General features: G+C 32.3%; 16 protein-coding genes. 7 read left to right on the top strand and 9 right to left on the bottom strand.

Annotated elements, in window-relative coordinates; all coding sequences use genetic code 11:
- Nucleotides 1-30 precede the first annotated feature (30 nt).
- Together Q4517_RS11675 and Q4517_RS11670 are read left to right on the top strand one after the other, a co-directional pair.
- Nucleotides 31-2256, top strand: a complete 2226-nt coding sequence (locus Q4517_RS11675; RefSeq protein ID WP_303509502.1) for a TonB-dependent receptor — start codon at nucleotides 31-33, stop codon at nucleotides 2254-2256.
- 29 nt (nucleotides 2257-2285) lie between these two features.
- Nucleotides 2286-2651, top strand: coding sequence for a heavy-metal-associated domain-containing protein (locus tag Q4517_RS11670; protein ID WP_303509500.1), 366 nt, complete (start codon nucleotides 2286-2288; stop codon nucleotides 2649-2651).
- A gap of 40 nt (nucleotides 2652-2691) precedes the next feature.
- Here the strand turns inward: Q4517_RS11670 and Q4517_RS11665 are convergent, their stop codons facing one another.
- Genes Q4517_RS11665 through mvaD form a run of 5 tightly spaced genes read right to left on the bottom strand, consistent with a single transcriptional unit; the run spans nucleotide 2692 to nucleotide 7073 of the window.
- Nucleotides 2692-3528, bottom strand: a complete 837-nt coding sequence (locus tag Q4517_RS11665; protein WP_303509498.1) for a pseudouridine synthase — start codon at nucleotides 3526-3528, stop codon at nucleotides 2692-2694.
- Nucleotides 3529-3574: 46 nt separating this feature from the next.
- The gene (locus Q4517_RS11660) at nucleotides 3575-4492 is read right to left on the bottom strand and encodes a geranylgeranylglycerol-phosphate geranylgeranyltransferase (protein ID WP_303509496.1); all 918 of its coding nucleotides are present in this window, start codon (nucleotides 4490-4492) and stop codon (nucleotides 3575-3577) included.
- A gap of 9 nt (nucleotides 4493-4501) precedes the next feature.
- Complete coding sequence (locus Q4517_RS11655; protein WP_303509493.1) at nucleotides 4502-5428, bottom strand: mevalonate kinase; 927 nt, start codon at nucleotides 5426-5428, stop codon at nucleotides 4502-4504.
- Between the two features lie 51 nt (nucleotides 5429-5479).
- Nucleotides 5480-5974 (bottom strand): toxin-antitoxin system YwqK family antitoxin, encoded by a 495-nt coding sequence (locus Q4517_RS11650; RefSeq protein WP_303509490.1) that lies wholly within the window; start codon nucleotides 5972-5974, stop codon nucleotides 5480-5482.
- Nucleotides 5975-5987: 13 nt separating this feature from the next.
- Nucleotides 5988-7073, bottom strand: coding sequence for a diphosphomevalonate decarboxylase (gene mvaD / locus Q4517_RS11645; protein ID WP_303509487.1), 1086 nt, complete (start codon nucleotides 7071-7073; stop codon nucleotides 5988-5990).
- Nucleotides 7074-7151: 78 nt separating this feature from the next.
- Between mvaD and Q4517_RS11640 the strand changes: the two genes are divergently transcribed.
- Entirely contained in the window at nucleotides 7152-7382 is a 231-nt protein-coding gene (locus Q4517_RS11640; protein WP_303509484.1) for a hypothetical protein, read from the top strand.
- A gap of 24 nt (nucleotides 7383-7406) precedes the next feature.
- Nucleotides 7407-7709 carry a hypothetical protein gene (locus tag Q4517_RS11635; RefSeq protein WP_115901716.1) on the top strand — a complete coding sequence of 101 codons (303 nt, stop codon included), beginning with the start codon at nucleotides 7407-7409 and terminating at the stop codon, nucleotides 7707-7709.
- A 55-nt stretch (nucleotides 7710-7764) separates the two neighbouring features.
- On the opposite strand, the gene Q4517_RS11630 is transcribed toward Q4517_RS11635, so the two are convergent.
- The 4 genes from Q4517_RS11630 to Q4517_RS11615 form a co-directional block, all read right to left on the bottom strand.
- The gene (locus tag Q4517_RS11630; protein ID WP_303509482.1) at nucleotides 7765-8973 is read right to left on the bottom strand and encodes an NAD(P)/FAD-dependent oxidoreductase; all 1209 of its coding nucleotides are present in this window, start codon (nucleotides 8971-8973) and stop codon (nucleotides 7765-7767) included.
- A 121-nt stretch (nucleotides 8974-9094) separates the two neighbouring features.
- Nucleotides 9095-10075: a GYDIA family GHMP kinase gene (locus Q4517_RS11625; RefSeq protein WP_303509480.1), complete on the bottom strand. Its 981-nt coding sequence runs from the start codon at nucleotides 10073-10075 to the stop codon at nucleotides 9095-9097.
- 2 nt (nucleotides 10076-10077) lie between these two features.
- A complete protein-coding gene (locus Q4517_RS11620) occupies nucleotides 10078-10401 on the bottom strand; it encodes a GIY-YIG nuclease family protein (protein WP_303509478.1) in 324 nt (107 codons plus the stop codon).
- 42 nt (nucleotides 10402-10443) lie between these two features.
- On the bottom strand, nucleotides 10444-12174 hold the full coding sequence (locus tag Q4517_RS11615) for a hydroxymethylglutaryl-CoA reductase, degradative (RefSeq protein WP_303509477.1): 1731 nt from the start codon (nucleotides 12172-12174) through the stop codon (nucleotides 10444-10446).
- Between the two features lie 142 nt (nucleotides 12175-12316).
- Between Q4517_RS11615 and Q4517_RS11610 the strand changes: the two genes are divergently transcribed.
- The 3 genes from Q4517_RS11610 to Q4517_RS11600 all read left to right on the top strand — a co-directional run bounded on the left by Q4517_RS11610 (nucleotide 12317) and on the right by Q4517_RS11600 (nucleotide 17855).
- Nucleotides 12317-14464 carry a S9 family peptidase gene (locus Q4517_RS11610; protein WP_303509474.1) on the top strand — a complete coding sequence of 716 codons (2148 nt, stop codon included), beginning with the start codon at nucleotides 12317-12319 and terminating at the stop codon, nucleotides 14462-14464.
- 16 nt (nucleotides 14465-14480) lie between these two features.
- Entirely contained in the window at nucleotides 14481-16025 is a 1545-nt protein-coding gene (locus Q4517_RS11605; protein WP_303509471.1) for a peptide MFS transporter, read from the top strand.
- 66 nt (nucleotides 16026-16091) lie between these two features.
- Nucleotides 16092-17855: a peptide MFS transporter gene (locus Q4517_RS11600; RefSeq protein ID WP_303509468.1), complete on the top strand. Its 1764-nt coding sequence runs from the start codon at nucleotides 16092-16094 to the stop codon at nucleotides 17853-17855.
- Nucleotides 17856-17869: the final 14 nt, after the last annotated feature.

Raw genomic sequence — 17869 nt, 5'->3', positions numbered from 1 at the left:
ATTGTATAATGTAGTATGATAAAATAAACAATGAGAAAAAACTTTATAATCAGTATTTTTTTACTGATTTCTCTATCACTTTTTGCTCAAGAAGAGTTACAGGGAGTGATAAAAGATAATAATAATTTAGAAATATTAGGAGCCAATGTGTATTGGTTAAATACAAGTGTAGGAACAACCACTAATGAAACAGGAACGTTTAGTATTCCGTATAAAAAAGAGTATCAAAAGTTGGTAATAAGCTTTGTTGGTTATAAAACAGATACAATAATAGTTAATAGCTTAACGCCTGTTCGTCATTATTTAACAGAAAGTAACACGTTAGAAGAGGTTGCAGTTTCTGCGAAAAGAAACTCTACCCAACGTTCGTATTTACAAACACAAAATTTAGTAACTATAAATAGTGATGAATTGTTAAAGGCGGCTTGCTGTAATCTGTCAGAAAGTTTCGAAACCAATCCGTCAATAGACGTTAACTTTTCTGATGCTTTAACAGGAACGAAACAAATTCAAATGTTAGGATTAACAAGTCCGTATTTGTTAATTACTCAAGAAAATATTCCGTCAATTAGAGGAGCAGCACAAGCATTCGGATTAACATTTACACCTGGAACCTGGGTAGAAAGTATTCAAATAACTAAAGGTGCTGGAAGTGTTGTAAATGGTTTTGAGAGTATTTCAGGTCAAATAAATACTGAGTTAGTAAAACCATCAACCAATCATAAATTTTACCTTAACGCTTATGGAGCAGTAGGAGGTAGATTAGAGTTTAATACGCATTTTAACCAAAAAGTGAGCGAAAAATGGCAAACAGGTTTGTATGTACATGGAGATTATAGAGGAGAGAAGTTTGATAAAAATAATGATAACTTTTTAGACAACCCATTAGCAGAACAAATTAATGTGATGAATCGTTGGCAATATACCGATGCCGAAAAAGGTTGGGTAAGTTTTATCAATTTTAGGTATTTAGACGATTCAAAACAAGTAGGAGAAGTTGGTTTTGACCCAGAAGAAGATAAAGGCTCAAGTACAGTTTGGGGAAGCGAAATTAAAACCAAACGTTTTGATACTTCTGTAAAAGTAGGTTATGTATTTCCTGATATGCCATTTCAAAATATGGGCTTTCAAGCAGCCTATAGTAACCACAAACAAGATTCGTATTTTGGATTGAGAGATTACAACATTCAGCATCAAAGTTTTTATAGCAGTTTTATGTTTAGCTCTATTATTGGAGATACTCGTAATAAGTTTAAAACAGGTGCTAGCTTTACGTATGATAACTACGAAGAGTTTATTAGTGAGATGTTGTCTCCGAATTTTAATAGAAAAGAAAACTCTGTAGGAGCTTTTTTTGAATATGCTTATGATAATGCAGATAATTTAAGTGTTACAGCAGGCGTTCGATTAGATCATCATAACCTATTAGGAACTTTTGTAACACCAAGATTGCACATGCGTTATGTTCCTTGGGGAAGAGCAGTGCTAAGAGCTTCTGTAGGAAGAGGAAAACGAAGCGCTAATATTTTTGCAGAGAATCAACAACTTTTTGCTTCATCACGAGCAATTACTATTGAAAATACAGGAGGGAATATTTATGGTTTAGATCCAGAAGAGGCTTGGAATTATGGAGTGTCATTTTTACAAGGATATAAATTATTTGGAAGAAAAGGAGATGTTACATTGGATTTTTATCAAACAAACTTTTCAAACCAAGTAGTAGTCGATTGGGAGAACCCGAAAGAAATTTCTTTTTCTAATTTAGAAGGACAAAGCATAGCGAATAGTTTCCAGATAGAAATGAATCAAAATATTATTCCATACTTCAATGCTCGATTCTCGTATAAGTTTTACGATGTATCTACAGATTATAAATCAGGAAACTTAGCGAAAGCTTTACAAGCAAAACATCGTTTTTTTGCCAACGTATCTTACGAAACTAAAACGGAGGAAAGAGATGCTAGCTGGAAATTTGACGTAACCTATAACTGGATAGGAGAGCAACGATTACCTAATACAAACAACCAGTTGCCAACATATTCAGATAGCTATAATTTGTTAAACACTCAAATAACAAAAGTGTTTTCAAAAAAGTTTGAAATGTATGCTGGAGCAGAAAACATTACAAATTACAAACAAAAAAATCCTATACTGGGAAGTGATAATCCTTTTGGAGCAAATTTTGATACCACTATTATATATGCACCAGTTTTTGGAAGTAACTTCTACGCAGGATTACGATTTAAAATAGATTAATTAATTCAATAAATAAAAACAAAGAACTTATGAAAAATATATTATTATTAGCAGTTGTTTTATTATTAAGCACATCAGCATTTGCTCAGAAAAAAAATGCAAAAGTATCTTTTGAAGTAGATGGTGTTTGTATGATGTGTAAACAACGTATAGAAAAAGCAGCATTAAAAACCAAAGGAGTAAAATTTGCAAAATGGGATGTAAACACTCATAAATTAAGCTTAATTATAGATGAACGTAAAACAACTGCAGAAACGGTTAAGAAAAGTGTGGCAGGTGTAGGGCATGATACGAAAGAGTTTAAAGCAACTAAAGAAGCCTATGATAATTTACATGAATGTTGTAAATATCGAGATGAGGAGGTACAGGAAGACCATAAAAAACCAAAAAAATAATCAAAAAGAAATCCCGAGCGTTAAACTCGGGATTTTTATTTTACAACATTTGTAATGTGTTAATTTCTTGTTGTGTTAATTCACGCCATCTACCACGAGGTAAATTCTTTTTGGTTAAACCAGCAAAGATAACTCTGTCTAGTTTTGTAACGGTATATCCGAAGTGTTCAAAAATCTTACGAACAATACGGTTTCTACCAGAGTGAATCTCAATACCAACCTCAGTTTTACGTTCGCCTTCAACATAAGAAACAGCATCAATAAACACTTTTCTGCCTTCTATAATTACATCACCACGTAATTTTTCTAAATCAGCAATGCTTAATTTTTTATCTAAAGAAGCATGGTATAATTTACGAACATTATGTTTAGGGTGCGTTAATTTTTTTGCTAATTCGCCATCGTTAGTAAATAACAATAATCCAGTAGTGTTTCTATCTAGTCTTCCAACAGGATATATACGTTCTTTTGTAGCGTTTCCAACTAGTTCCATTACAGTTTTACGACCACGGTCATCTTCCATAGTAGTAATGTAATTTTTAGGTTTGTTTAATAAAACGTAACGCTTCTGCTCCATAGAAATTAAAGTTCCGTCAAAACGAACTTCATCACCAGGCTGTACTTTATAACCCATTTCGGTAACTAATTCCCCGTTAACAGAAACACTTCCGTGCTCAATGTAAGTATCTGCTTCTCTACGAGAACAAATTCCTGAGTTAGAGATGAATTTGTTTAAGCGAACCCCAGTACTTTCAGCTTTTTTCTGAGTTGGTTTGTTGCTTTTAGGTTTTCTGAAATCTTTTTTGAATTGATTTTTTTCTTGAGGATTGCTGTTGCGTCCAGCTTGTCGTCCTCTCGACGAGTTTTTTGAATTCATAATTAAATTTTAAAAAGTGCGCAAAGTTACAGTAATTATTTGGTTTTTAATCTAAAACCTGAACGACTTTATCTACGATTAAAGATTTATCAATAAATAATAAGCTAAAAACACCTATTAATAATAATACTTTTAAAATATTATGAGCCAATCGATATTGGTTATTTTTTGTTGACTTCCATGTATAAAAACCAACAAATATTAAGGTAATAGCAGCTAAATAAAAATAGTACTTCATATACTCAATAGCAGGATAATTAAATAAAACTCCAATTGGAACTAAAGTCAATACCATTAGTAAAATGATTAGTTTTTTGGTGTTCTGTTCTCCATATTTTACAGGAAAAGTAGTGTAATTATTAACAATAGCTCCTTTAATATTTTCTAAATCTTTCATGAGTTCACGAATCATAATGACTAAAAAAAGAAATATAGCATGCACAAAAATTACTTTAGAAAAATTTTTGTAGTGTACAAATATCACAAAAAAAGGAAGTATGGTTAATGTTGTGGCAGTTATTAAGCCTATTAACGGATGTTTTTTTAGCTTATGAGAGTAGAACCAAATTCCAAAAATATATATTGAAAAAAACAAGGCTGCGCGCCATGATACCAACCATCCGAAGAAAAAACCAATAAAGTTTAGTGTGAAATATAAAGTCAATTTAGTTTCTTGTTTTACGTAAGAATCTAATCCTGTTTTTATAGGTCTGTTAATAATGTCGGCCTTTTTATCGTAAAAATTATTGATAATATACCCAGAAGCAACTACGCAAACGGTAGCAATAACTAAATAGAGTAAATGCCAGTCAAAAACTACAGGTTTAACTGATTTCGTATCAGAGAAAATAAAAATAGCAGCCAAATATTGGGCTGCTATTAATACTAAAATGTTGTAACCTCTTATAACAGATAAAAGGCTAAATATTTTTAAGAAAAATGTATTATTTTTAAATGTACTCATAGTAGCATTTTAAAAGCGATACACCAATTCTAATTTGTAATCTTTTAAACTGTTTTTTGCTTTTTCATAATCTTCAGTAAAACCCAAGATGTAACCTCCGCCACCTGAACCACAAAGTTTTAAGTAGTAGTCGTTGGTTTGTATGCCTTGTTCCCAAACTTTATGAAAAGCTGTTGGAATCATAGGTTTAAAGTTGGCTAAAACTACTTTTGATAATTTTTTCACATTGCCAAACAACGACTTAACATTCCCTTGTAAAAAGTCTTCAATACAAGCATCGGTATGTGTTGCAAACTCCTCACTAACCATTTTACGAAAACCTTCATTTTTCATCTTGTTCATAAAGATGTTAACCATAGGCTCAGTTTCACCAATTTGTTCAGAATCTAATAAGAACACAGCCCCTTTTCCTTCTTTTTGAGATGGAATTCCAGCAGGTTCAATATGTTCTTTTGAATTGATTAAAATAGGTAAGCTTAAATACGAGTTTAGAGGGTCTAACCCAGAGCTTTTTCCGTGGAAAAAAGATTCCATCAAAGAAAAAATTTGTTTTAACGTTAAAAGCTTATCTCTTGTTAAGTTCTCTAAAATTGTAATTTTATTATTAGCATACTTATCGTAAATAGAAGCTACTAAAGCACCCGAACTCCCTACACCATATCCTTGAGGTATTGAAGAGTCGAAATACATTCCGTCGTCAATATCATTTTTCAAAGAATCTAAATCAAAAGAAACTGTATTAGAGTTTAAGTTAGCTAAATATGTGTAGAAATTAGCCAAACTTTCATTTGATTTTTTGGCTTCTCCTGTTAAATTTCGTGCAGATTTTAACGCTCCTTTATAAGAACTAAAAGGTATTGCTAATCCTTTAGAATCTTTAATAATTCCGTACTCACCAAAGAGTAATATTTTTGCGTAAAATAAGGGTCCTTTCATAGGTGTTTTAATTACGATACAAACATACGAGTAAAACCACTAGTTTACAAACTAGTATACGTTTTTGTAAAAAGTTTTCCAAACACCAACTTTTTCATTATTACGGTATTTACCTTTTGTTTCTATTTTACCGTTTTTGTAAAAAGTTTTCCATACACCTTCTCTTTCACCTTCCTCATACTTTCCTTCCTCTTTTAACTCACCAGATTCATAATATACTTTTCGAATTCCGTGAAGTTTTCCTTTTTTGTAATTAGCTCTGTGAAAAGGCTTTCCATTTGCGTGATAATATAGTACTAAACCATCAAAGACTTCTTCGTTAGGAGTGTTCACTGTACTAAAACCTTCCATTTGAATCTGTCCATCTTTGTAGTAATCTACAATCCAAAATCCGTCGTTCATCCTTTTAGGAGCTGGTCTATAAAACTCATGCTCTCCTTTTGCTGTTTCGTGCCAATTTTTATCGAACCAAATAGTATCTTGTGCGGTAACTGAATTGGTTATAAAGCCAATAAAAATGGCTATTATTAATGTTGAAGTTTTCATAATAGTAGGGAATTTAGGTTAAAATAGGTCTCGCGCCAAAACCCACACTATCACAAATATAATGATTTTTTTGGCAGTATGCAGCTAAATTATTCTTAATAAACGCTTCAATTTCAGTCTTTTCCGATTCAGGGTATAATACATGTACGTTTGCGCCAGCATCTAAGGTAAAGCAAACATTGCTATCATTCTCTTGTCTGTATTCCCATATTTTATTGATAATTTCTAATGTGTTAGGTTTCATTAAAATAAAATATGGATTACTTGTTAGCATCATTGCATGTAATGTTAAAGCTTCGCTTTCAACAAGGTTGATAAATGTTTTGATGTCTCCGTTTTGAAGAATTTTTGAAATTTTTTCCAGGTTTTCATTAGCTTGGGTAAAACGATTTTCAGCATACGGATGATCGTGCATTAAATTGTGACCAACAGTACTCGAAACTTGTTTTTCTCCTTTGTCTACTAACAAAATAGCGTCTTGGTAATTTTCAAAAATAGGATGAATTTTATATGGGAATTTTATACCGAATAAATCTGAACTTCCTTTAATTTCAGGATGACTTCCCCAAACAACTAAAGGTCCTTCAATACTTCTACTAGCGCTTCCTGATCCTAAACGAGCTAAAAAAGAAGCCTTTTTGTTAATATATTCATCAGTTAAATTCGGGTTTAACTCTTTTTCTAAATTCATTAAACACATAGCGATAGCACTCATCCCGCTTGCAGAAGAAGCAATACCACTACTATGAGGAAAAGAGTTTTCAGAGGAAATAACCATGTTATACTCTAAAATATAGGTACAGTATTTTTGAATTCTTTCAAAGAACTTGGCTATTTTAGGTTTAAAATCATCTTTCTTTTTTCCTTCAAAGTACAACTCAAATTCTGCTTGGTTTTTTGGTAATGTCTTTGTGAATTCAATTTTTGTAGTTGTATGACAATTATTTAATGTAAAACTTATTGAGGCATTTTTAGGAATTTGAGGCTCACTTTTCCCCCAATATTTTACCAAAGCAATATTACTAGGTGTTTGCCATGTAACGGTTAGGCTATCTACTTTTTTATCTTGAGAAAGAAATAAGAAATCTGATGTATTCAACGTGTAAAAATTTTGCCGTAAAGATAGAATTTCGCTTACACTTGTGCTAATGAATTTTTAATTAGGTATTTTTGTTCTATGAGAAAAATTAAACTGATTTGGGATTTTAAAGGTCCTGATGGATTGGAAACAGCAAAACACCATTGCATACATTTAAAAGAATTTGCTCAGATGGATAGTTTGCCTTACCATGAAGTAAATTTTGTATCTTTAAACGAAATGCACACCATTGCCTATATTGTGGTTGATGAGGAATATATGAAAATATTTAGAGATGCATTAAAACCTCACAGAGGAGAATTAGCTTAATTAACAGTAAAAAAAAATAGACCTATGTTTTTAATTAATGCCTTAGCAAAACCTAAAAAATCTTCTGAACATTACGATGAAGTTATCGGAGCTTACGTAAGCTTATATATCGATTATAAAGATATTGAAGGAGCTATGCGATTAGCGAAATTTTACATCAAAAATGAAGACTGGAAAGTAGTTGAAATAGAAGACGAATATTTTACGTTAGATTCTGTGGATGATGTAGAAGATGATGAACAAAAAGAATTATATGAAGAAGCTGTAGAGTACGGATATTCTATCATTTTTAACTGTTACGAAGAAGAAGGAGAAGACGAAGACTAAAAAAGTAAAGTCATTTCGAACGAAGAACTTTTAAAACTTTGTTCGAAATGATTTTTTATTCAGCAATCGCATTTGCACAAATAAAACCACCTGTCCAAGCATTTTGAAAGTTGAAGCCACCAGTAACGGCATCAATATTTAATACTTCACCTACAAAAAACAAGTTTTTATGTTTTTTACTTTCAAAACGTTTAAAGTTAATTTCTTTTAAATCTACACCACCAGCAGTAACAAACTCTTCTTTAAAAGTAGTACGTCCATTTGCATTAAATAATCCCTTGTTTAGCTCGTTTGCTAAGTTTTGAAGCTGTTTGTTGCTTAAATCTGCCCAATTTTGGTTGTTTTTTATTTCTGAAGCCGTAACCAAACGTTCCCACAATCGGCGAGGAATATCACTAAAAGGAGATTTTAAACTAACTTGTTTTTTAGCTTGTGATTTCTTTAGTCCTTGTAACTCTTCGAAAACAGAATTTGTATCTTGTCCTAGCCAATTTACCAGTACGTTGTATTGATAGTTTTTGTCGGCTAAAATACGAGCGCCAAAAGCGGATAATTTTAAAATAGCAGGACCACTCAAGCCCCAGTGGGTAATTAGTAAGGGACCAGAGTTTTCTAAATTCGTTCCAACAAGTGTTACTTCAGCATTTGGCACAGAAATTCCACCTAAATCAATAATTCGTTTATCTTTAATATTAAAAGTAAATAAAGACGGAACAGGTTCTATAATTGTATGATCTAGCGTTTTACATAAATCCCATACTTTTTTACTGCTTCCTGCAGCAACCACTACGAAATCTGCTTCAAAATCTTGATTTTTTGTGTTGATAATCCATTTCTCATCTTGTTGATAAACAGAATTCACACCATGATTTTTTAACACTATGATTCCGAGGTTATCAACAGCGTTTTGAAAACAATCTATAATTGCTTGTGATGTATTAGCTTCTGGGAATACTCGATTATCTTCTTCAATTTTTAAAGGAACTCCGCGATTTTCAAACCATTCAAAAGTATCACCCGTCATGAATTTATGAAAAGGGCCCAATAACTCTTTTTCCCCTCTTGGGTAGAATTTTGTTAGTTCTTTGGGTTCAAAACAAGCATGCGTAACATTACAACGACCTCCACCAGAAATTTTTACTTTTTGTAAAACCTCTTTTCCTTTCTCAAGAATAGTAATGTCCAATTCAGGATTAAGTTCTTTTGCATTAATTGCTGTAAAATAACCTGCAGCTCCGCCACCAATAATAATAACTTTTTTCATCTTTTTTATGTCAGTTCGAGTAATTTTCGGTAGAAAATTGTATCGAGAACCTTTTTTAAATCATCTCGATACAAATTTATTTCATTCTTCAATAAATTCACTCGATGTGACAGACTTAATTTTATAAAATCATTTCTTTATAGGTGAGGATCGTATTGAATCCTTTTTGTTGAAAATAGCTTGTAGTATCTTCATTTCCTGTAGCTAAAATAAAATCACCACCCCAAGCGCCTAAACTTTTTACTTCACCAAAATAGTCAGAAAATAATCGTTGTTTTACAGTGTCTTGTTTTATAATTGAACTAATGATGTGCTCATGCTCAATAATGATTTTTTCTAAATCTTTAGAAGTGTTAGCTTTTAAAAATTCTTGAGTTAAATTGTCAATCTCAGGAATTAATGTTTTTCCTTCTTCTTTGTGTTTTTTATAGTGAGCAATCCCTTCTCTGCTATTCTGTTTTTGGTTCAAATGCACAAAAAACAATTCTTCAGAAAAACGTGGATTTAAATTTACTTCTTTGACTATTGGTTGGTGACGGAGCGTAGGCGAAGTCACTTTTAATTGATATAAAATTGGTGTATTGTGTTTTGCACAAGCAATATCGTAACCACTCCCAGAAAAAGCGTTCCAAAGCAAAGTAAACGGATTTACATTTGCCCATGTAGCAATATTGTTAATTAAGGTTGATGAACTCCCTAACCCCCAGTTTTGAGGGAATGTTAGATTCGTTTTTACAACAAAACCGTGTTCAGTATTTAAAAACTTTGGATTTAAACGTTTAGCTTCTTTTAAAATATCTCGTAAAGTCTCAGCAATAAGTTCAGCACTTCCTTCTTTGTCAGAATTAAACGTTGCTGAGGTTAAACGTAGTTTTGGCAAATCAAAAGAAGCCTCGAACCAACATTCTCCAGTATGCGTAAAACTTCCCCAGATAAGTTGTGGTTCTTTGATAAGTTCAACGATTAAATCTTGTCCAAACTTAGTTGGGACAGCTAACGATGTTGCACCATCTAAAACAGCATATTCTCCAGTGAGTAATAATTTTCCGTTAGAATAGCTTCGACTACGCTCAGCTACCCATTGGTTTGTGTCTTCTTCCATGTTTAAACTAAACCTTTTCTTTTTTTAATTCTATAATGACTTTCGTTTTGACATTCGGAAAGTTTAGGTAGTATTTCATAATTATTATCGATTAAAGCTATCTTTTTAGCTCTAGACCAACCTTGAATTTGTTTTTCTCTATAAAAAGCTTGATGTATTTGTAGGAACTCTTCAACATAAACTAAGCTAAGAGGTGATCTTTTTTGAGTGTGGCGAGCACCTTCACCATTTTGGTGTTCGCTAAGTCTTTTTTCTAGATTAATAGTACTACCGGTATAGAAACTTCCGTCTGAGCACTCTAGTATGTAAACAAAACCTTTAGGCATTTAATAATTTTGATGTTAACCCGTGACTGAGCGTAGTCGAAGTCACAATCCAAATTGTTTAAAATGATGTGTAAAGTGTTTTACTTGAAACTTTTTCCAGTATTCGTAATCTAGTTCTCCAAAAAAAGGATGTACAACTGTTCGGTTTGGGTTTTCATTAAAAACACTTTCGAAGTGCTGCACTTGCTCAATCAAATCATCAATAGCTTCTTCCATTGAATTAAACTTCAAAGGAGTTGGGTCTTCAGATAAAAATGGAGCTTTAAACCCGATTTGTAATTCGCTATCAGAGTTTAAAAACGGCTTTCTTCGAGCCGCTTTATCGTCTGGAACATAAATATCAACATTCCAATTTCCGTTAGCAATTTGAGTAACTATGCTTAAATGCTCTACCATGTGTTGTCCTTTCATTTTTCCAAATAAAGGTTTAGCATCAGTTTTTAAATTAGCAAGTGTACTACGTACTCCTTCCTCACTTAAAAAATCTACCCATTGTACTTTGGGCTTACGTAACTCGTTGAGCTTTTCAACCACAGCACTATGTGAGGCTGTTCTGTCTTCAAAATAGGTAGCTACAACTTCTTTTTCTTCATTAGTAGCTTTGTGTTGATTTAAAATATTCATCAAGTGCATTTTCATATGCCCATGTTGAATTCCTTTAGTAGTTAAGGCACGTAAAGCAGCAAAATTCTGAGCTAAACCAGCGGAAGCAATAATTTGCATTAAGATGCGTGCGCTTGGTTTTTGCATCATGTCTAACGATAATTTTGCCATTGGGTGTAAGGCAGTTAAACCACCCACAGTTCCTAATGCTAAAGGGATTTCAATCCAAAACCTAAAAATACCGTCTTTTACTTCACAGTGTGTTAGGCTTTTATATTGTCCGTCTTTTGAAGCATACGCATGTGCACCCGCTTCAATCGCTCTAAAATCGTTACCTGTAGCCAATACAACAGCATCGATTCCGTTCATAATACCTTTGTTGTGCGTAACTGCACGATAGGGTTCTACTTCTGCGATTTTAACAGCCTGTTCAAACTTTTGAGCAAACTTCTCAGGATTCTTTCCGCCTAATTCGGTTACTTTACAGCTTACTTCCGCTCTAACTAAACATTCAGGAACGTAGTTAGAAAGAATGCTCATAACTATTTCAATATCGTCTTTTCTAAAAGTTCTTGCAATAGCTTCTAAACAAGAGTTGATGAAATTGGCTCCCATACTATCTTTCGTTTCAAAAGTAACATGTAATTGATAGTAATTTGCAAGCTTATCTGTTTTATCAACTAGTTGAATATCTAATATTCCGCCACCACGTTTTTCCATGTTTTTGGTAATGGATTCGGTAGCTGCGTATAATTCTGTTTTTTTTTGATTAAAATAGGTTTCTAACTCTTTTTTGTTACCAGCATACATAAAATGCACTTGACCAATTTTGGTAGTAGAAATCACCTCGGTTTTAAACCCACCACGAGTATTCCAAAATTTAGCAACTAAAGAAGCAGCAGCAACTACAGAGCTTTCTTCAACTACCATTGGTATTACGTAACTGCGTCCGTTAATAATAAAATTAGGAGCAATACCGTAAGGCATATAAAAGTTAGAAATTGTATTTTCAATAAAATCATCATGCAATTGTTGTAGCTTATCATCTACATTCCAATATTGCTTAATAGTTTGTGTAATTTCTGGTTGATTGTTAAAGTAAGTTTTTGCCAACCAGTCTATTTTTTCTTCTTTGGTAAGTTTAGAAAAACCAGAGATCGTTTTAGACATTCTCAATTCTTTTTTGATGGCTCAAAGATACGTGAATCATGTTAAAATGGTTGTGTTATTTGGTTTTTATGATTTTTTTGAGGGGATTTTTGGCTATTTTTCCGTAAACTTGGCAAACTTTTTAGATAAACAACAACTTAACATGAAGAAATTATTACTATTGTTTATAGGAATATCTTCGCTGGTACAAGCTCAAAAAAAAGATATTTCTTTAGAGGATATATGGCGAAAAGGCACGTTTAGAGCCGATTATATGAACTCTTTAAATTCTATGAATGGAGATTTTTATTCGCTATTGAATTATGGAGAAGGTAGTTCTACTGTAGATAAATATAGCTACGAAACTTTAGAAAAAGTAGCAACTATAGTTGATAGTAAAGATTTAGCTGGATTAGAATATTTTCAATCATATAGCTTTAACAACGATGAGACTAAATTAATTTTAGGAACAAACTTCAAACAAATTTTTCGTCATTCATATTTAGGTACATTCTATGTGTATGATATAGCTACAAAATCATTAGACTTAATAGGAGAAGATATTCAGGAGCCAACTTTTTCTCCTGACAGTAAAAAAATAGCGTACGCTAAAGACAACAATTTATTTATTAAAGATTATTCAGACGCCAATATTGTAATTCAAATTACCAATAGTGGTAAAAAGAATGAAATCATTAACGGTATTACTGATTGGGTTTATGAAGAGGAATTTGGTTTCGTAAAAGCATTTGAATGGAGTAAAGACAGTAAAAATTTAGCATATTTACGTTTTGATGAAAGTAAAGTTAAAACTTTTTCAATGGACGTATATGGAAAAGAAAAGTATCCAACACAGCATGTGTTTAAATATCCAAAGGCTGGTGAAGAAAATGCTAAAGTAGCTTTGCGTATATTTTCATTAGCAACTAATAAAACGGCTGAAATTAGAGTTGGAGATTATGAATATATTCCAAGAATAAATTGGACAAACAATCCAAATATTTTAGCAGTTAGAACATTAAACCGTAATCAAAACGATTTAAAAATGTATTTTGTTGACGCAACTACTTTTAATAGTTCAGTTGTTTTAAATGAAACTGATAAAGCTTATGTAGATATTACAGATGATTTAACTTTCTTAGATGATAATAGTTTTATTTGGACAAGTGAAAAAGATGGATACAACCATATTTATCACTATGATAAGGACGGTAAGTTATTGAATCAAGTAACTAAAGGAAACTGGGAAGTTACTTCCTATTATGGATACAATGCTGATAAGAAAACTATTTATTATCAGTCAGTAGAAAATGGTTCTATTAATAGAGGAGTATATAGTATTTCTTTAAATGGTAAAAACAAAAAGTTATTAAGTAATCCTAAAGGAACAAACAACGGTTCTTTTAGCAAAAACATGCACTACTTTATTAATACTTTTTCTGACGTAAATACACCACCAGTGTATACGTTAAGAAATGATGAAGGAAAGGTGTTAAAAACTATAAAAGATAATGCCGTCTTAAAAGAAACTATTGCAGGATATAATTTAAGTAAAAAAGAGTTTTCTACAATTAATGTAAATGGAAACGAATTAAATATGTACACTATCAAACCTGCAAATTTTGACACAAGTAAAAAATATCCAGTGTTAATGTATCAATACTCAGGACCAGGTTCTCAAAATGTAAAAAACAGCTGGAACGGTTCTAACGATTATTGGCATCAAATGTTAGCACAAGACGGTTATATAGTTGTTTGTGTTGATGGTAGAGGAACAGGCTTTAAAGGTCGTGATTTTAAGAAAGTTACTTACATGAACTTGGTAAAGCATGAAACTGAAGACCAAATCTCTGTGGCTAAAGAGTTAGCAAAATTACCGTATGTTGACGCGAATAGAATTGGTATTTGGGGATGGTCTTTTGGAGGACATATGAGTACTAACTGTTTATTGAAAGGAAATGATGTTTTTGCTGCAGCAATTGCAGTAGCTCCAGTTACTACATGGCGTTTTTACGACACAATTTATACAGAGCGTTACATGCGTACACCAGAGGAAAATCCAACAGGATATGATGATAACTCACCATTAAATTATCCAGAGTTATTAAAAGGAAAATATTTACTAATTCACGGAACTGGTGATGACAATGTACATGTTCAAAATGCTTATAGAATGGCAGAGGCTTTAATTCAAGCAAATAAGCAATTTGAATGGGGAATGTATCCAGATAAGAATCATGGTATTTATGGAGGCAACAATCGTTTACACCTGTATACCAAAATGACCAACTTTATTAAAAACAACTTATAAACTAAAACAATATATTATGGCTAAAAATATAGCAACCGAACGGGAAATATTTGGACACCCAGTAGGATTATTTATGTTGTTCTTTACAGAAATGTGGGAACGTTTTTCATACTACGGTATGAGAGCTTTACTGGTTTTATATTTAATTAGCGAAGTAGCAAGTGATAATCCAGGTTTAGGATGGACTAAAAGCGACGCTAGTAGTTTATACGGTTGGTATACAATGCTTGTTTATATTACTCCAATTATTGGAGGAATTATAGCCGATAAAATTTTAGGATTTAGAAAAGCAATTATCATAGGTGCTATATTAATGACTTTAGGGCACCTATCGTTAGCTTTTGAACCGATGCCAGCGTTTTACCTAGGACTTGGTTTATTAATTATAGGAAATGGTTTTTTTAAGCCAAATATTTCTTCAATTGTAGGGCAATTATACCCAGAAGGAAGTGATAAAAAAGATTCAGGATATACTATTTTTTATCAAGGAATTAACGTAGGAGCTTTCTTGGGATCAATTTTATGTGGTTATTTAGGAGAAACCCTAGGTTGGCATTATGGTTTTGGATTAGCAGGTATATTTATGTTTATAGGATTAATCCAGTTTCATTTAGCACAAAAAATGTTTGGAGAAATTGGATTAGCACCAAAGAAAGAAGTTTCTAAAGAAACTACAGAAACAGAAAAAAAGCCATTAACAAAAGTTGAAACTCAGAGGTTAATAGTTGTTGGTGTTTTAGCATTTTTCTCTATCTTTTTCTGGGCAGCTTTTGAGCAAGCAGGTTCAAGTATGAATATTTTTGCAAGTGAATATACCGATAGAAGTTTAGAAGGAACAGGAGTAATTATTTTTAAAATTTTCGGAGCTTTACTATCAGCTTTACCAGTAATAATTTTAACATGGTTATTTATAGGAATGTTTAAAGCAATTGGTAAAATGTATGCTACAGCAATGATGTTTATGGCACTAAGTGTTGTTATTTTGTGGGGAATTATTGGGTATATGATTTATAATCAGTTTTTTAACGAAAACCCTGAGGTGCCAGCAACATGGTTTCAAAGTTTAAATGCGTTATTTATCTTCACTTTAGCGCCATTATTTTCTTGGGTTTGGCAAAAATTAGCAAAAACAAAATACAACCCTAACGGACCTCAAAAGTTTGCTATTGGATTAATATTACTTGGATTAGGTTTTATACCAATGGTGTTTGGAGCAGCAAATGTTGGAGGAGATTCCATACAAAAGGCTAGTATGATCTTTTTAGTTTTAGCTTACCTATTACATACTATGGGAGAGTTAAGTTTATCACCAGTTGGACTTTCTTATGTAAATAAATTATCACCAAAAAGATTATTAGGTATTATGTTTGGTATTTGGTTTTTTGCCTCTGCCATGGGTAATATGATTGCAGGTACTTTTTCAAGTTATATGGAAAAGATAGCTCAAGAATCTTCTATGTCTGATTTCTTTAACATCTTAGTTTGGATTCCAATAGGAGGAGGTATAGTACTATTCCTTTTAAGTTTCCCACTTAAAAAGTTAATGCACGGAGTAAAATAATAAGGAACATTTAACCTCATGATAGTTTTTATCATGAGGTTTGTTATATATAAACGATAAATAAATATGAGTTCAGTTACATCAAATGATTTTTTTAAATCTAAGGTATTAGGGCATCCATCTGGGTTATTTGTCCTGTTTTTTACAGAAATGTGGGAGCGTTTTTCGTTTTATGGAATGCGTGTATTATTAATAAACTTTTTAACAGCAGCAGCAGTTGGAGCTAACCCAGGTTGGGAATGGTCTGCAGAAAACGCAGGGGCATTATTTGGGACCTATGCAATGTTGTTGTACTTAACACCAATTTTAGGAGGTATTATAGCTGATAAATTAACAGGATATCGTTGGGCAGTGGTTATAGGGTCGATAATTATGACTTTAGGGCATGCTGCTATGGCAATTGAAACAGAGTTTTGGCTATACGTAGGGTTGGCTTTATTAGTAATAGGTACAGGTTTCTTTAAACCTAATATGACTTCTATTATTTCTGAAATGTATAAAGATTTACCAGAAAAGAAAGATGGTGCTTATACCATTTTCTATATGGGAGTTAATGCGGGAGCATTTTTCGGAATGATGTTATGCGGATATTTAGCTGAAAAAGTAGGTTGGTCTTGGGGATTCGGTTTAGCAGGAATTTTTATGTTATTTGGGACTCTACAATTTTGGTTAGCGAAACCATTATTTGGTACTATTGGCGATGTTCCTTCTACAGAAGAAAAGGAAGAAAGTAGTGAAGTGTCTGTTGTAGAAACGACTAATGAAAGTGACAAAGCAAACCCTTTTACAAGCTTAGATAAAATTTTAATCGTTATTTCTTCAGTAATTGGTTTAGGGTATGCAATTAATGATCCATTATCAAAAATTGGAGGAATAGATGTTTTTGGTGCGTTAAAAGTAGGAGATTTTGATGGACAGTATGTAGCAGTGTTGTTTGGTTTAGCTGTCTTTTTGTTTTTAACAATTTCTCGTATATCTCGATATACAAAAGTTGTTAGAGACAGGATGATAGCAGTAATTATTTTCGCATTTTTCACAGTTTTCTTTTGGATGAGTTTCGAGCAAGGGGCAACTTCATTAATACTTTTTGCTCGTGATAATGTTGACAGAGTTTTAACAGGAAATGCACAAACAATTTTTAACATCGTAAATACATTATTAACAGTAATTCCTTTAGTAATTATTACATGGGTGTTGTATTTATTAGGAAAAGAGACAGGTAAAAGAATTCCAGTATCAAACTTTGTTTTGGCTATATGTTTCTTAGGAGTTTGGGTGTTAGTAGGATGGATGTTATATGCTGAGTTTTCTGCAGAAGCTTCAGAAATTACAGTATCATGGTTCTCAATCTTAAACTCATTTTTTATCATAGCCTTTGCTAATTTATTCTCTAAGTGGTGGGATTCAAAATACAATCCGTCTGCAGCTGTTAAATATGGCTTAGGTTTAATTATTATGGCTGTCGGATTCGGTTTGTTAGCTTTTGGAGCTTATGGAATTACCGATGGAGTAAAAGTAAGTATGGTGTGGTTAATCTTAGCATATCTATTCCATACATTAGGTGAATTATGCTTATCACCAGTAGGACTTTCTTATGTTTCTAAATTAGTACCAGCACGTATGATTGCATTTATGTTTGGTATGTGGTACTTAGCTATTGCAATAGGAAACAAGTTAGCAGCAGTATTTGGAGGTCAAATCGAAAATATTACTAAAGAATACAGTTTATCAACGTTCTTTTTAATTTTTACGATAGTACCAACAATAGCAGGTTTATTAGTTATAGCTTTAAATCCAGTAATTAAAAAATTAATGCATGGAGTTAAATAACTCTAAATAAACGT

Origin of the sequence: Tenacibaculum sp. 1_MG-2023 (genome assembly GCF_030547425.1) — a bacterium.
Lineage (GTDB): Bacteria > Bacteroidota > Bacteroidia > Flavobacteriales > Flavobacteriaceae > Polaribacter.
The sequence above is the reverse complement of the archived record's forward strand: the minus strand, read 5'-3'. Positions and strand labels throughout refer to the sequence as shown.

Coding starts and splice junctions, on each gene's coding strand:
- Q4517_RS11675 (WP_303509502.1), top strand. CDS start 31: ATGAGAAAAAACTTTATAATCAGTATTTTTTTACTGATTTCTCTATCA.
- Q4517_RS11670 (WP_303509500.1), top strand. CDS start 2,286: ATGAAAAATATATTATTATTAGCAGTTGTTTTATTATTAAGCACATCA.
- Q4517_RS11665 (WP_303509498.1), bottom strand. CDS start 3,528: ATGAATTCAAAAAACTCGTCGAGAGGACGACAAGCTGGACGCAACAGC.
- Q4517_RS11660 (WP_303509496.1), bottom strand. CDS start 4,492: ATGAGTACATTTAAAAATAATACATTTTTCTTAAAAATATTTAGCCTT.
- Q4517_RS11655 (WP_303509493.1), bottom strand. CDS start 5,428: ATGAAAGGACCCTTATTTTACGCAAAAATATTACTCTTTGGTGAGTAC.
- Q4517_RS11650 (WP_303509490.1), bottom strand. CDS start 5,974: ATGAAAACTTCAACATTAATAATAGCCATTTTTATTGGCTTTATAACC.
- Q4517_RS11640 (WP_303509484.1), top strand. CDS start 7,152: ATGAGAAAAATTAAACTGATTTGGGATTTTAAAGGTCCTGATGGATTG.
- Q4517_RS11635 (WP_115901716.1), top strand. CDS start 7,407: ATGTTTTTAATTAATGCCTTAGCAAAACCTAAAAAATCTTCTGAACAT.
- Q4517_RS11630 (WP_303509482.1), bottom strand. CDS start 8,973: ATGAAAAAAGTTATTATTATTGGTGGCGGAGCTGCAGGTTATTTTACA.
- Q4517_RS11625 (WP_303509480.1), bottom strand. CDS start 10,075: ATGGAAGAAGACACAAACCAATGGGTAGCTGAGCGTAGTCGAAGCTAT.
- Q4517_RS11620 (WP_303509478.1), bottom strand. CDS start 10,401: ATGCCTAAAGGTTTTGTTTACATACTAGAGTGCTCAGACGGAAGTTTC.
- Q4517_RS11615 (WP_303509477.1), bottom strand. CDS start 12,174: ATGTCTAAAACGATCTCTGGTTTTTCTAAACTTACCAAAGAAGAAAAA.
- Q4517_RS11610 (WP_303509474.1), top strand. CDS start 12,317: ATGAAGAAATTATTACTATTGTTTATAGGAATATCTTCGCTGGTACAA.
- Q4517_RS11605 (WP_303509471.1), top strand. CDS start 14,481: ATGGCTAAAAATATAGCAACCGAACGGGAAATATTTGGACACCCAGTA.
- Q4517_RS11600 (WP_303509468.1), top strand. CDS start 16,092: ATGAGTTCAGTTACATCAAATGATTTTTTTAAATCTAAGGTATTAGGG.